This window comes from Leptothoe sp. ISB3NOV94-8A, assembly GCF_043421595.1.
Taxonomy (GTDB): Bacteria; Cyanobacteriota; Cyanobacteriia; order Phormidesmidales; family Phormidesmidaceae; genus Leptothoe; species Leptothoe turfae.
The window spans coordinates 2,863,055-2,877,064 of the sequence record NZ_JAXSQW010000001.1; the positions used below are offsets into that span (position 1 = coordinate 2,863,055).

Below are 14,010 nucleotides of genomic sequence, written 5' to 3' on the forward strand. Positions count from 1 at the left end.
AGTCTGCTTAGAAAGAAAGATCTACCGATTAAACCCTTCTCACTCTAGATTCTAAATTTTTTTGCTCATGGTTTCTGGAATCCAAACAACATAAATGGAAGTAACCTTCTGCGTGGCTCTTTAAGGACCTAAATACCTCTAAAGAGTGCACCAATTTATGTAAGCCAAACTCAATTTCAAGCCTGAGAGTTTTCTTCGGGGAAGACGCTGGTTTTGATGTGGTCAAGGTTCAAATTTTTATAGCTCACACCAATTCACAACAGAAATACCATGACAGTTCGACCTAAATACCACTGGCAGTTTAATGAGAGACAAGGAACAACAACCGTAGATACCGTAAACAGTGTTCAATCACGCCTTTTTAAGGCTGCATTCAAGGGACATGGCCGCATTGGCAATGCCATTCATTTACTCAGCAAAGACTCCCATGTCAATTTGGGTAAAGAGGTGGGTCAATTTGGCACCAGCAACTTTACCGTGGCGTTTGGCATGAGGAATATCAGTACCCATGGCGATAATGAATTAGACATTATCGGTGACCAGGTGATGCAGGGGCACGGTAATTTTTTCTCTGTGCGGCTATCTGATAGAAGAATATTTTTCCACGTCGATGAAAATAGTAAGGCCAAGCATTATGTGAAAGTTGCAACTAAGCGCCTATCGATGATGCCCAATAGAACCTGGTTTCATGTAGCCGTTGTTAGACAAGGACGCACCATCAAGATCTACATTGATGGGGTACTCGCAGCGGAAGCCGAATCAAAAACAGGTGTGGCCAACATTAACAACAACGTCGATGTGAAGCTGGGTCATTCCAGACGAGGGACTCCAAACGCCCAATACGAAGACCTGCGCATCTACTACACAGCTCTCAGCGATGCCGAGATTCAAGCCCTGGTTCCACCTGCAAATCCACCACTGCGCGACGGTGAAATTGAACTGGTGGGTGCCGATAACGCCGCCGTTATCCTTACTCAAAATGTTGAGGATCTATCCCGTTTTTCCAGTAGCTTTAAGCAGCTGCGGGTGGGTCACAATACCGGCGTTACCCTATATCAGCAAAATAATTTTAGGGGAACAGCGCAAAAGTGCTATGCAGACCTGCCGGATATCCGGCTCTCACGACTGGAGAACTTTCCTAAATCAATCCGGATTTGGCCAGCTATCGAAGAGCCGTTTACTGGCAAGTGGGTGATCAAAGCGCCCAAAGGTCAGTTCTTGAGCCTGGCTAAATCTGTCCTGACCACATCGCCCCGAAGGTCATTCCACGAGCTGTTTAGATTCCACTACAATCTACAGCGAAATCAGCTTCAGCTCATTCCTGGCTCCGATCAAGAAAGCACCTTGTTGAAGGTATCTCCTGGGGAGGACCCCACCCATCTGTTTGTTGATGATTTAGAGCATCTCAAAGATGAGTTCTCGATTATCAATCAGGCCAATAACCAATGGTTAGCACTCGTTGAAGACAACACATTCGACTGGACCGGGCAAAAGGAAGACCGTGCCATTTTCATCCGTGTGGCCAAAATGGCAGACAATGAAGGCCAGGTGGGAGAACTAGCACCGGGAGAAGTAGCCCTATATAAGCATAGAGCCTACTATGGGAGAACCTGGATCCTGTCTGATAGTGACAAATATACTTCAGGTAAGTATACACACCTGAAAGACTTTCACGATTTAAATGATCAAACATCATCCATTCGATTAGGTCCAGATACGGGGGTGACAGTATTTAAAAACCTCGACCATCAGGCCGCTGACGATAAACGGGAAGAAGAGATTGAAGATATCGTCGAAAACGTTCCACGCTTGAGTGATAGGCAGATCGGTAATGATACGATTTCCTCGATTCAAATCTTTAGAACGATTGCCCCTGAAGATGTTTTTACCTCTTATACAACCAAACTGAGCCAAGACTATCGCATGGTGGGGGATAACCTAGAAGAGTTTTCGTCCTATCGTACGACTCTGAGGTTTGACCCCGGCGCTGGTGAGATCGAGATTGCAGCAACTGATCTGACCCAAATCGAAGTTGACGGCACCACCTATGACATCGATGAAGAGCGCTCGGTCAGCCTCAGCCCCAATCAGCTAAATCAGATTATGATCACCTCCGAGGCCGATGGCCTCAACACCCCAGGTCTGAAGATTCGCACCAGCGACATGGCCTCCAATGAGCGGGTGGTGATTTTCCCCAACCGAGAGGCCCATAAGCAAATCGCTGAACTAGAGGATGGCGCACTGTGGAATGCCAAAGATGCTAAAGGCAACTTCATTGTGGATCGCAAGGCCCATAGCAAAGCAGAGGTCGCCAGCGCCCAAAACACCATCAAACGGGTAATGGCCACCGTGAACTATGGTGAGGATACCCCTACAGGGAAAAACCGGGTTCAGTCAGCCAATCGGGCTGTCTCTGGCACGACTATCGACAAGCCATGGGAGCTGACCCTGGGCGCTACAGGAAGCGCTAAACCTGCTCGACCGGGTGATGGTCGACGATCGGTGATTGCCAAACCTCTGATCGCAGAAAGACAGGTTAGCTCGGATGAATGGCAAAAACTGCTTACCCAAGCCGCACCCGCTGAAGAAGAGGATAGTCCAGAGGCTAACGGTCCAGTTACCCTGGGTACTGCCAGGGTCTTCTCTGCCAAAAAGTTTGGCCGCCGCCTCGGCAGAAAATTTAAAAAGGCAATCAAAAAAGCCACATCGGTTGTCATTGGCAAGGTTAAAGACATTGTGCATGTGATTGTCAAAACCGCTGAAGGCATCATTGACTTTGTGGTGGACACCGCTGAAAAGGTAGCTGACTTTGTTGAAGGGGTGGTAGAAACGGTGGTGAAGTCCATCAAACAGTTCATCGAGTTTCTACAGTTTTTGTTCAACTGGGACGATATTCTGGCAACTCATCGCCTGCTGGTCAAAACGATCAACTCTGCTTTGGATTCTGCCAGTGGGTTGGTTGCTTCTGCTAAAGGTCATGTATCAGCCTTTGTAGATGATTTACAAGACGGCTTAAATAAAGGAGCCGATGACTTAATTCGAGCCTTGGGTGTTGAGCCTGATGAGGTGGATAAAGGGTCTAGTTTTGACTTACCCGAAGCGGCTGAGTGGTTGCTCAATAAAATCTTAGGCGGTTCAAAACGTTCAGACAGTAAAACCAACCCCGAGGAAGACTTGGCAGAGAAAGATCGGACCGCCTTATCGGCGATGCAGCAGGCTTTTGAAAGCTTTCTAGAAGCGCTTAAAACGGCTGTGAATATCAAGCTTGAAATGTTTGACGGACTGATTGGCACCGTTGAAACCATCATTGCCAATCCGAACCGACCAGAATTGGCCCTGGCCACTGTCATCGACACCTTTAGAGATGTGGGTATCGGGACCTTAGACTTGGGCGAAGATATCATCTTCATCTTCCTTGATATTGTTGTAGCGGCGATTGAGCTGTTCCAGGATTTGCTGAATGCGGAAATTCGGATTCCTCTCGTTTCTGCTCTGTTTAAGATGCTAGGTGCGGGTAAGCTGACTATCCTCAATCTCACCAGTCTATTGGTATCTATTCCGGCTACGGTAATGACAAAACTGATGTTTGGGAAGGTTTCCCTAGGGGATGTTCCAGAGCCTGAGTTTTCCACAAAACAGATAGTAGCGTCCGATCAACAGCTTCTTTCTGTTCAGTCAAATGAGGATGGGATTGATATCGAGAACACTATACTCAAGATGCAGGCTTTTGGTGGGATTGCGATCGCAGCCGATGTCGTCAATGCTTTCATCAGCACAAAGATGGATTTAATCCCCGAAGGCGGTGAAGAAGGTCCGATTTTCTTCGAGTATATGAGTCTCTTTTTGAGTGGCGTTAGCTGGTTGGGAAGTTTCCCCAGCTCTAAAGTAGAACCCGGTGGTTACCCTTACGCCATCGGACAAAAGAAACACAACGTTAGCAAGTCCAAGAAAGAAGAGGAGGAAATGTACTGGGAACGCGTTCTGTGGGGATGGAGAACGGCGATGTTGGGCATAGATATCGTCTATGTAATTGGCGCTATAGGTGCTCAGGCCTCTGGGATCGATAAGGATAAGTTTCCAAGACAGAGACTCAGACGAGCCACTAGACTTCTTGATAAAACAGCACCGATAATAGAACTTTCCACCGTGCTCGCTTGGGTTGAACTCGGGTTAGCTGGCAAATATTTGTCCACTGTCAAAGAAGACAAAAAGCGTACAATTGCCAATGAAGTGCTAGGGATGCTACCGGGTTCGTTTGCCTTTCTGCGAGCTATTAAGAGTCCTAAGTTTGAGTTTGCAGCCTTGTCTGCGATGTTTATCATAAATCTTGTTTCGGGTGTTTCTACAACAATCTTCAATATACAGTTCCTACAAAATGATGTAGCTGAGTTAAAGCAACAGTTGTAAGTGAACGGGAGAAGAACTGGCACAACCTCTGACCAATAATTAGAGGACCACTGACAAGATTACATGCCAAACGCTGGAACCAGGACGACCATGATGACTCTAAGCAGAGAATGATTGGTCAGTACAGGTTCTGGCGCTTTGGTTATATTTTCAAGCTTTCCCACAAACTTTATTAACCCCAGGCGTCGAATATGATAGCAGTCTCAAACACTGAACAAAGCGGTAAAACCCTGAATTACCCAGCCAGTATGAAATTTATCTGATGTTACTAGTGGCTGAAAAGATAAGCTCTTTCCGAAATCTCGTCGCTGGCGCTTCCATATTCTCACTTTGTGCTTTCCTGCGGCTAGGCAGATGCAAGATCCGGTGTTAGCTTTCTTGCAGAATTCTTAATGGCTTTGAGATTCGAAGTGAGGGACAACGTTCCCAATCACCCGCCGCAGATAACCTCAAACTCCACACCAACGACTCTCAACCGTCCGCTGCATTTGAGTAGTTATACGGCGATCGAAAAACTCCATTTTACCTTAAGACTCTGGTTTAAGAGACATGACCAGCCATTTCCACTAACCAATCTATAAACTTCAGAATCAGCACTTCTTTCGGGTGATTTTCTAGATACACTGCTGAATAGTTAAACCCGTCTAGCGTCACATTGAGGGGTTGCACAAGAAAACCTAACGCTACATCATCTGCAACATGAACAGTGCTGCATAATGCTATACCTTGACCTGCGATCGCTGCTTGAATGGCTAAACTTTCTTCGTTAAATTTCAGTCCGTGGTCGGGGGCAACAGTGTTCAATCCCGTAGCGCTAAACCAGTTTTTCCAATCAGGAGCATCGATTCCAAAGTGAATCCACTCAAAATGCAGCAGGGGATAATGCACGACATCATCCGGTTTTCTAATTGGATGGTTGTTCTCCAACAAACGTGGACTACAAATGGGCACGAACCTATCAGACATCAGCGGGCGAACTGCTAGTCCTGGATAATTCCCTTTGCCGTAGCGAATGGCTAAATCGACTGTTTGCCGCTGTAGATTTACCACATCGTTTGAGGTTTGTAGTCGTAGATCAATTTCAGGATGCGTCCGTTGAAACTCAGCTAAACGAGGAACTAGCCACTTAGCTGCAAACACCGTTGTCACGCTTACCGTTAACGTCGTGGATATTGGAACTTGCTTTAATTGGGTAATCGCCTCAGCAATTGAATCCAAGCTTTCACGTACAACCGGATATAAAAGTTGACCTGCTTCTGTCAGCGACAGAGGGCGAGGACGTCGGCGAAACAAAGAAACTTCCAGGTAATCTTCTAGTAATTTGATTTGATGGCTAATTGCCGTCGAGGTGACATCCAGTTCTTCAGCCGCTTGCTGAAAACTCAGATGCCGCGCTGCCACTTCAAAGGTATGCAAAGCGTTAAGTGGGGGAAGCGATCGCATCGGCTTGTGGGTGAATTTCTTTCATCTTAAGCCTGAATATATTGAATTTGCAATATTCCTCTATCCCTTGTTATTCTTCAAATTAAGGGAATAAAACAGGTTTTCAATCGCTCAAGACCTGCATAAAACTCATCTAAAGCTACGTATCTAAGCAAACTCCTTGGATGTGTCCCAACTAAACAATCGCGTTTGTGTGTGCAGTGAACATTGTGCTCAGCGAAGTCTGTTGGATTTTGGAGCATTGAAAACAGGTCACTCTTCCTATTTCAAGGAACTTTTACAGCTTATCAGGAGGACTATCATGTCTGACACTCTATCCATTGGTGGAACAACCAATATTCGCGCGATCGATGCGACGAATTTTTCTGTTGCAATGACTGGAGTTTTTGATGGTGGTGTTTATGCTAAAACTACCTCAGCCACTGACTCTCCAGATGACAAAAAGCACCACCATCACTGAATCGATCGTAACAATGATGGAAGCCAGCTTAGCCCCCATTCAAGCACTTACGGCATCCTCACTCTCCAACACTTTCTACCGGAACCCGAAGCCTGGTTCCCTCACCCTTCTTAGAAACTTACAATCATGGCTACTATTCTAAAAATTGACGCCAGCGCGCGTGTCACTCGTTCCCTGAGCCGGGGATTAACGACGGCTTTTACACAACAATGGTTGAAGTCTCGACCTAATGATACTGTCATTACACGCGATGTAGGACTTAATCCCCCACCAGTCGTGAGCGAAGCCTGGATCGCCGCTGCCTTCACTGCACCTGAGAAGCGTGCGCCTGAACAAATAGAAGTGCTTAAGATTTCTGATCAACTGATTGATGAACTGGAGGCTGCTGCTGTCATTGTGATCGGTACACCGATGTACAACTACGGTATGCCAGCATCTCTGAAAGCCTGGATCGACCAGGTGATTCGGATTGGACGTACCTTTTCCTTTGATTTGGCGCGTGGTGAACAGCCAATCGAACCTATTTTGATTGGCAAGACTTTAGTGATTCTATCTGCATCAGGAGAAGGTGGATTTAAACTTGGTGGTGCTAATGCGGCAATAAACCACCTTGATCCTCACATTGTGGTTGCCTCAAGACTGTTTGGAGTTAGCAAACACCACGTTATTCGAATTGAATACCAGGAATTTGGGGACGATCGCCATCAGAAATCGATTCAATCGGCCTATGGTGCAATTCCAGACTTGGTGCAACAGATCACACAAAAGATAAAAAATTAAATCGATGATGACAACTCAGCCAGATGACAAATCTGCCATCCAGGCGTTGATTAATTCACAGTTTGCTAGCTTGAACTGGTCAGCCGACCAGACAGCTCACTGGGCAGCCTTTGAAACAGGGTTTGTGCCAGAAGCTCAGTTATTTCCTGTCTGTAGGACTTTGAATACGGGTCTCATAAGCTAATCAGCATTTAAATTTCCAGACCGATTCATGGCCTGACTGGGTTTCAGCGCACAAATCCTGCAACTTGAATGTACATCAGCTTAAAAGCAGGCCATATAACGAGAAGCTGAGCGGCGGCCAATGTTCTTGCATCAACATCTAGATTACTCATTCCGTCCGCTCCTGCGTTATGTTATCCGTTTCAAGTGCTGTTGCATGTTCATCAGACTCATCTTGACAAATGATACTTTCTGTTAGCCGCCAAACACCTGTTGTCGGATTTCGTCCACGCTCGTCTTCTTCCAAGGCGGCATTCTCTAATTGCTCTGCACGAGAAACAGCATCCTTGTAGCCATCTGCGATACTTGCAAAATCCACATGTTTGTCATAACTCGGTATGTATTTTTGAAGCATTGACTGTAATTTATGACGATCTTGCATTCCAGGTTGCGGGGCAAAGTGCAACCACAACCAAAGCTCGAAACATGGGTTAGAAATGGCGAGGCAAAGACCGTTTGAGGATGCTATTTGAATTGCTTCTGGAATATTTGGATGTTGATCAATATCGAAAACGCACCAGACTTCGTCGAACACTAAGTTCTCATCCCTTTCTCTTCTCGCCCTTTTTTCAGCTTCAGCTTTACGATTTATCGCATACTCAACAATTGTTTTAGGAACACCAATTCCTCCATGCAGTTCAACTTCTACACGCGAGTTTCTGTGATATTTTGCAAATGTACTAATGTAATTCGGTTCAGTGACTTTTCCTTCTGAGACAACAAGAATGATGGGTTTTATTTGTCTATAAGGTGCGCGTCGAGCTTTTTTCCTTTCTCTATTTCGCTTGGCCATATTGTGCCCACCTAACGTCGTCCAAGAATGGAATCGCTCCATAGCGCCCTTGAAGATATCCCCGTTCTAAATTTTCGGTCTGTCTGGGCTTGAAGTCGGTTAACGGGTAAAGGTATGATCTTCCTGCATTATCTTTTTCAGTAAACCAGATTTGATCACGACGGAGAGCTGGTTCACCTAAGGTTGTACCAAGAAGATTTGTGTCGTGTGTTGTGAATAGTAGTTGCGCATTTCTTGAATTTATTTCTGGGTTGTTGAAAAAATTTAGGATTTTAAGCCCTAGTAAAGGGTGCAAGCTTGATTCTAATTCGTCAACAATGAGGACTGAGCCACGATCCAGTACGCGAAAAAGCAACGGAGCCATTCTGAGAAGAGTCTTAGTACCTTCAGATTCATCTTCCAAATCTAACCAAGCAGAGTCGTTCCCAAGTTGATGTTGGAGCATCATTCGATATGAAGAGCGAGAACGCCTCCTAGTCATACGCTCTTCCTCCACTATTTTTATATCTACCACACCTGTATCAGCTGCTCGGAGAAGTTCACCCAGTCGACTGAAATCTTGATTGTCATCATCACCAAACAGCGAAAGCTGTCCAAAATTGGCTGAGAAATATCGTGGTGAATATCGAAGATAATTGCGGTTGGAGTACTCACTCGCACTTGTAAAAATTATGTTCCTAAACCACGAAAAAAGAGTTAGTAACTGTCGATGATTGTGTTGCGCTCCAGCCGATAAGAACAAGGCGTTTGGTCGTGTTAACCCCTTAACGGCTTCATTTGGGCCCTTTAAATTATCACCAAATTTGTATTCGTCGTGATCGCGTTCAAACCAAACCTGTTTCCGTTTATTTGGCCAAGCAAAAAGCCATTCTTCTTCAATCACCTCATCATTGGCAGAAAAACCGTATTGATATTTGGTGCCGCGTTGTACAAATGTAACTTCGAACGTAGATGGTGTGTCTGCACCTCCAGCCCATGCAAAAGGCATTCGAGGTACGCCAGCATCCGGTTCCCAGCGCCGATCGGAATTGATAACGGACTCCCTCATAAAATCGAATGCACTCAGGATATTGCTTTTGCCGCTTGCATTTGCTCCATAGATTGCAGAGACGGGCAAAAGTGCTTCAGAATGACCTTCGATTTGCCTTGGACGTTTATCAGATGATTTGCCAAATCGCGAGCACTCAAGCGTTAACGCTTGCTCTTCGAGCAAAGAACGATGATTCTCAACGCGGAATTCAACGAGCATGGATTGGCAACTTTGGATTCAAGTTTTTAGATGGATAAGTTTCTATATGTGCAATTATACTGCACAAACTCAGGTTAAATCTGGGAAGAATGACCTTCTCAAGCCGTACATAGGTGTCGAATCCGTACTAAAGATTCCAGTCACTGAGGACTTACGCATTGATAGAAACCCAAAATGTGAGTTCATGGCTTGGTATCCTGAGATACCTTTTTGCCATTATCCTTTTATACGAGTTCTGGTATGGCAAAGTTTGTGGTGTCGGTTTAGAGTGGCACTAAAACTATTCGGATTCACCAATGCCTATGCTGACTACTTTGTATAGTGCCTAAATCCTGTAGCGCTCATTTTTTAGCGGCTTGCCATGGTTAAGTTAACCTAGATAACGATTGGCATCACCCGGTGGCGATGATTTGCTCTTTAAAGGCTCCTGAATCATTGCTCGGAGCATACTTTTGTTGTCTGACGGGCAATGTCTGCGTAGTTTATGCATCGACTTTGAAAGACTGCCAGTTTATTGGCTCGGGCGGAGGATCCAACAGCGGGACGGCAAGAATTTGTCCATCTGCAGTCTGTGCCAAACGCTGTGGAAACGAGAACATTACCATCTGCAATCGCCCAGCAAACTGTGTAGTGTTAGCTATATCTTGAGCCATTTGACGCACTTCAGTCAGTCCGAACTTGGCGATCACATAGTTTCCTACAGAATTTCGCGACTTCTTACGGAGTGAAAATACTAATTCATCGGGTCCCGTAATGATTGAGTGCATCAAAAAGTTACGGTTATCTGTGCAAATTCGAGCATACCGGAAAAATGTTCTTGCGCGCTCGTACGAATCTGGATCACCAGTCTCGAATTCCTCGGCGAGAACCTGCATTACCTCCATCTTGTCGTTGTTGTTCATTTTGAACCCGAGGTATCGAGCAACTCCGTTTGGCACCTTGCTGAATGTCAGATAAGTGAAAAATAACTCTTCCAGTGCATTCCACTCCAGAGAAACGCGACCGATAGCATGCATGAACGCATCTAGTTCTTTCTCTAGTTCTGGCCATTGGATTTCAACTCGGGATCGAGCGTAGAAATCGTTCCAACTCTCAATCATCGTAGAATACCTGCTTTTGCGTTCAATGTATTAGGTTTTGATAAGTCAACAAGAAGAAGGTTAATGCCGTGAATGCATTGACGGATAACGTTGGAGTTCAACGGCAGTAGTAACTTTGAATTTTGCTCAACTCCTCATGCTCCGCCGTTGCAACGCAGTGTTAGCTGGGTGGTGGCAACAATCTTACCCCCCCTGCTCAAAGTGACGGCAGTTGTCAGCGTATCAGTCATGTCGCGCTGGCTCAGCAAAACAAAGCTGACTGCATCATACAAAGAATACATTTTATCCTCTCTCTCAAATCTCGGTGAGAAACTCTACCTGATGTAGGGCATGCGGCGCACAAGTGTTGCACCTGGTGGTTTATTGGGCCACCATACCAGTGCATTCGCATCTGGAAAATAATCTTTCAGAATTTGTGCAGCAGGAGTGGGCTTAACATCTGTGGGATTTTCCATTAAGTATCCACGGAGTGCTCTTGCAAGGGGATAATTATCTTGCTGAATCACAGTGTTCGGTCGCACCTGTAACGAAACCAAAAGACATAGCTCTAAGTCAGAAGAACACATTCCATTATGAACTTTCTGTTCAACGTATGGGTAGCGAGTAAGCTGATCAAATTCAGACAACATTGGAAGCTCTTGTTTCCAAGGAAAACTTTTATAACTTGGTTCAAGCGACTCAATTTTATTCCAAAGCTTGATAATATTGTGTGTCTTCAAAAAGTTTTTATTTTGATTGTAGACCTCGTATCCGTTCTCACCTCTTTTTTCATGGAAAGCAATGAATTTAGCCTTTAAATATTTTTCGATGGCTTGTACACCATGATATAGCGAGTGAACCCATTGGTCATAATGCTGTAGCACTGCAGCACTTAAGATATCGTTGTCTGCTTGGGCTAAAAAAGTACCGCTATGTGGAGGGGTATTCATACTGACACACTTAAGAAAGCAAATAAACAAATAACATATATGGTGATTGTAAACGTCGGCTAACGCCCAACATTACCAAGTCACTGCTGCTGGCGATGCCCCACTTAAATCTGGCTAAGATTGGCGGCCCTGGTACATGTGTCTGTTAGCTGGCGTTTGATTTTTGCAATGCATATTCCAATAACCTGTGTAGTACAAGTCTCGGGAGCAGTGTAGCAAATAACCCTGTTCAATCATTAATGAGAGCCGATCAAGTATCGTGGCTAAGGATCCGAGCCATCTCTTGCGACAGCTTCTTAGGCTCTGACGCGAGGTCGATACCTTGGAAGGAAATCGCGAGTTTTGGCAATTTTGCGAATGAGCTGGAGGCAGTCACGCAAGGTATGAAAGCCAGTGGTTTTCCCTCTAAACTTTGGATAGCGAGGCGTCTCGCCATGTGTATCTCGAATGTGATCCAAGCACTGCGCTTTGCGATGCTGTTTTCAGTTACATAGAGGAGGTAGAATCTGGATCCAATCAAGTTGTCGGCTAAGTACTGCGCCAGTGCATCAAGAGGACGCGTCAGTATCTCTTGTAAGGCATCCCCCATCTTCAGAAAATCTTTGGACTCATCGAAGCGGTAACCTTTGAACTCATCGAAGCGGTATCGAGGGTCCGACGTGTTGAATACCTCCACCTCGATACCTAACGCTCTCATGTCTACCTCTAGTGCTCTGGCGAACTGAGTCACCTCTTTTGCGTCATCTCCACTATGGCTCAAAAAGCAAGTGATATCGGCATTGGTTCTGCGAGAGTTGCCTCTTTCTGTAATATAGTGCTCTATTCTGCGAACAAGATAATCTATCTTAAATTCAGCCTCGAACTCAGTCCAATTGCTCATATTGACCCTATTGGTAATTGCATTGGAGCATAGCGATTCGGGAGCCACTAGATAACGTTGAGCTGAGCGGCGGCCAATATTTTTGCATCGCTGTCTGGATTGTAAAGTCCGTCCGCTCCTGCGTTATGTTAGCCAAGCATCTCAGTGCTCAAATATTAGATAGTTCTAAAACTTAGAACCAAAAATTCATCCCAAATGAAAGACCAATAGTTAATTGCATCGATCAAAAATATATATCTTCATAGAAAAGAGGTAATACGGACCAATCATATTTTTTCATAAGATAAATTTGTGCAGAAGCTAAAAATTCTATGAATCTACTGTTTGGAGATACCTCTTCACTATAGAATTCAGAAATTGCATGGTTTAAGTTTTTCTGGCCCAGAAGACAATTGAGCAGTTCTTCACTAAATACACTCAAAAACTCTATCGATTTCTCCCGCTTAATTTCAACGCTACTTTTATGTTCTAAAAATGTATTCTCGTAATCAGAACAAGCCTTGAGCCAAGCTTCCCTACGTATATCCTTTGGATAGTCGCTTGACGAACCAACAAAGGAGCTTTTGTTTAACTTTTCAAGTCCTGCTTCGTGTAGTAACTTGTCAGCTTCACGATAAAACGCATGGGTCTTTATCCTACTCTCATAATCACTTTTCTGTTCCTGAGTGCATACAATATCTATAGATACAGGAAGATCAAAACTTCCAAATATGAGCAGTTCAAAAACCTTTTTTTGCCCGTCAGGAGAAATGCCTCTACGTATGTATCTCAATAAGCCATTAAGATGGTCAATATGCTCATTTAACAAGTCTTCAGGTGATAGAACATCTATATTTTTAGAATAAACTCTTTCATAAAGTTTTCTCCACCAGTCAGACTCCTTTTTTTGCACAAAGAAGTTCATTGTCTGAGAATCGGACAGAATGGATTCTTTAACTCGCTTAGCCTCTTGGTTGAAATAGCTGTCTAGTTTTCTTGAACTTAATATTCTCGTTGCTGCTGCTATCAAAAGTTCAGGATTATTGTGTATTACTCCACTACCCTGGTTATATTCAATCTTTTTTCTAAGGTTATGGTTAGTCTGTATCCAATTTTCAGTAAAGGGATGCTCAAATATAGAAAGATCATTTGGCCTAAGACAAGAATAATCTCGAAAGATCGTATATGTGCTTAACATAGGAGGAATTTTAGTGCTAGAAAGCGTCCCTATGGCGAAGTATTTCAAACAGCGTATAAATGATCTTTCAAGCTTTTTACTATTTTGGCCTCGTTTAATCAAGTCAAAGGGTGTACTCTCCTTTCTGGTGACAAAATCAAATTCAACGCGCTCCTTGCATGGTGAACCATGCCGAGGGTGAACAAATGAAGCAGGTACGTTATAACCGTTTCTGGTATGACCTTCTCTTAGTGTAAGTGTTACATGACATTCAGGACATTGAAAAACTCTTTTAAAGTCATGATGTTCTACCTGATCTGCTGTGACTCTTTGATACTCATTATTACTAATAATCATCAAAGCTTCGTACATTGAATTTTCTAGCTTAAATTGGTGGCTCAAAGTACTGAGGAAGTAATTTTCCTTCAATCAATCAAAAGCAGTTGAATCATATCCCTCAGCGTTAGTTTTTCTTAACTATTAGCATTGCTTTTTGATTTTGCCAAGCAATATCTATGAGCTGACCGCCTCAGGAGACGAGCTTGTTTTGCTGGCTAACTTGTAATTCAGTGTCAGATCTGCTGGATAAGA

12 protein-coding genes are annotated in these 14,010 nt (G+C 44.3%); 4 read left to right on the top strand and 8 right to left on the bottom strand.

What is annotated here, in order from left to right; translation table 11 throughout:
• The first annotated feature begins 270 nt into the window (after positions 1-270).
• The gene (locus tag SPB21_RS12350; RefSeq protein WP_499866715.1) at positions 271-4,407 is read left to right on the top strand and encodes a LamG-like jellyroll fold domain-containing protein; all 4,137 of its coding nucleotides are present in this window, start codon (positions 271-273) and stop codon (positions 4,405-4,407) included.
• Between the two features lie 540 nt (positions 4,408-4,947).
• Here SPB21_RS12350 and gcvA read toward each other — a convergent pair.
• Positions 4,948-5,850, bottom strand: coding sequence for a transcriptional regulator GcvA (gcvA, locus tag SPB21_RS12355; protein ID WP_499866716.1), 903 nt, complete (start codon positions 5,848-5,850; stop codon positions 4,948-4,950).
• Between the two features lie 301 nt (positions 5,851-6,151).
• On the opposite strand from gcvA, the gene SPB21_RS12360 reads away from it, so the two are divergent.
• The 3 genes from SPB21_RS12360 to SPB21_RS12370 all read left to right on the top strand — a co-directional run bounded on the left by SPB21_RS12360 (position 6,152) and on the right by SPB21_RS12370 (position 7,274).
• Positions 6,152-6,310, top strand: coding sequence for a hypothetical protein (locus SPB21_RS12360; RefSeq protein WP_499866717.1), 159 nt, complete (start codon positions 6,152-6,154; stop codon positions 6,308-6,310).
• Positions 6,311-6,436: 126 nt separating this feature from the next.
• The gene (locus tag SPB21_RS12365) at positions 6,437-7,090 is read left to right on the top strand and encodes an FMN-dependent NADH-azoreductase (RefSeq protein ID WP_499866718.1); all 654 of its coding nucleotides are present in this window, start codon (positions 6,437-6,439) and stop codon (positions 7,088-7,090) included.
• 4 nt (positions 7,091-7,094) lie between these two features.
• A complete protein-coding gene (locus SPB21_RS12370; protein ID WP_499866719.1) occupies positions 7,095-7,274 on the top strand; it encodes a hypothetical protein in 180 nt (59 codons plus the stop codon).
• Positions 7,275-7,421: 147 nt separating this feature from the next.
• Here SPB21_RS12370 and SPB21_RS12375 read toward each other — a convergent pair whose 3' ends face one another.
• From SPB21_RS12375 to SPB21_RS12405, 7 genes are all read right to left on the bottom strand, one after another.
• Entirely contained in the window at positions 7,422-8,105 is a 684-nt protein-coding gene (locus tag SPB21_RS12375) for an RloB family protein (RefSeq protein WP_499866720.1), read from the bottom strand.
• Positions 8,089-9,354, bottom strand: a complete 1,266-nt coding sequence (locus SPB21_RS12380; RefSeq protein ID WP_499866721.1) for an AAA family ATPase — start codon at positions 9,352-9,354, stop codon at positions 8,089-8,091. The genes SPB21_RS12375 and SPB21_RS12380 overlap by 17 nt, the downstream gene beginning before the upstream one ends.
• 482 nt (positions 9,355-9,836) lie before the next feature.
• On the bottom strand, positions 9,837-10,454 hold the full coding sequence (locus SPB21_RS12385) for a hypothetical protein (RefSeq protein ID WP_499866722.1): 618 nt from the start codon (positions 10,452-10,454) through the stop codon (positions 9,837-9,839).
• A gap of 134 nt (positions 10,455-10,588) precedes the next feature.
• The gene (locus SPB21_RS12390; protein WP_499865996.1) at positions 10,589-10,735 is read right to left on the bottom strand and encodes a hypothetical protein; all 147 of its coding nucleotides are present in this window, start codon (positions 10,733-10,735) and stop codon (positions 10,589-10,591) included.
• A gap of 33 nt (positions 10,736-10,768) precedes the next feature.
• Entirely contained in the window at positions 10,769-11,383 is a 615-nt protein-coding gene (locus SPB21_RS12395; protein ID WP_499865998.1) for a HEPN domain-containing protein, read from the bottom strand.
• A 250-nt stretch (positions 11,384-11,633) separates the two neighbouring features.
• Positions 11,634-12,263, bottom strand: coding sequence for a hypothetical protein (locus SPB21_RS12400; protein ID WP_499866000.1), 630 nt, complete (start codon positions 12,261-12,263; stop codon positions 11,634-11,636).
• 223 nt (positions 12,264-12,486) lie between these two features.
• Complete coding sequence (locus tag SPB21_RS12405) at positions 12,487-13,791, bottom strand: hypothetical protein (RefSeq protein WP_499866723.1); 1,305 nt, start codon at positions 13,789-13,791, stop codon at positions 12,487-12,489.
• Positions 13,792-14,010: the final 219 nt, after the last annotated feature.

Excerpts from the sequence above, each read along its gene's own strand:
- SPB21_RS12370 (WP_499866719.1), top strand. The coding sequence starts at position 7,095 with ATGATGACAACTCAGCCAGATGACAAATCTGCCATCCAGGCGTTGATT.
- SPB21_RS12350 (WP_499866715.1), top strand. The coding sequence starts at position 271 with ATGACAGTTCGACCTAAATACCACTGGCAGTTTAATGAGAGACAAGGA.
- SPB21_RS12380 (WP_499866721.1), bottom strand. The coding sequence starts at position 9,354 with ATGCTCGTTGAATTCCGCGTTGAGAATCATCGTTCTTTGCTCGAAGAG.
- SPB21_RS12365 (WP_499866718.1), top strand. The coding sequence starts at position 6,437 with ATGGCTACTATTCTAAAAATTGACGCCAGCGCGCGTGTCACTCGTTCC.
- SPB21_RS12375 (WP_499866720.1), bottom strand. The coding sequence starts at position 8,105 with ATGGCCAAGCGAAATAGAGAAAGGAAAAAAGCTCGACGCGCACCTTAT.
- SPB21_RS12390 (WP_499865996.1), bottom strand. The coding sequence starts at position 10,735 with ATGTATTCTTTGTATGATGCAGTCAGCTTTGTTTTGCTGAGCCAGCGC.
- gcvA (WP_499866716.1), bottom strand. The coding sequence starts at position 5,850 with ATGCGATCGCTTCCCCCACTTAACGCTTTGCATACCTTTGAAGTGGCA.
- SPB21_RS12360 (WP_499866717.1), top strand. The coding sequence starts at position 6,152 with ATGTCTGACACTCTATCCATTGGTGGAACAACCAATATTCGCGCGATC.
- SPB21_RS12395 (WP_499865998.1), bottom strand. The coding sequence starts at position 11,383 with ATGAATACCCCTCCACATAGCGGTACTTTTTTAGCCCAAGCAGACAAC.
- SPB21_RS12385 (WP_499866722.1), bottom strand. The coding sequence starts at position 10,454 with ATGATTGAGAGTTGGAACGATTTCTACGCTCGATCCCGAGTTGAAATC.
- SPB21_RS12405 (WP_499866723.1), bottom strand. The coding sequence starts at position 13,791 with ATGTACGAAGCTTTGATGATTATTAGTAATAATGAGTATCAAAGAGTC.
- SPB21_RS12400 (WP_499866000.1), bottom strand. The coding sequence starts at position 12,263 with ATGAGCAATTGGACTGAGTTCGAGGCTGAATTTAAGATAGATTATCTT.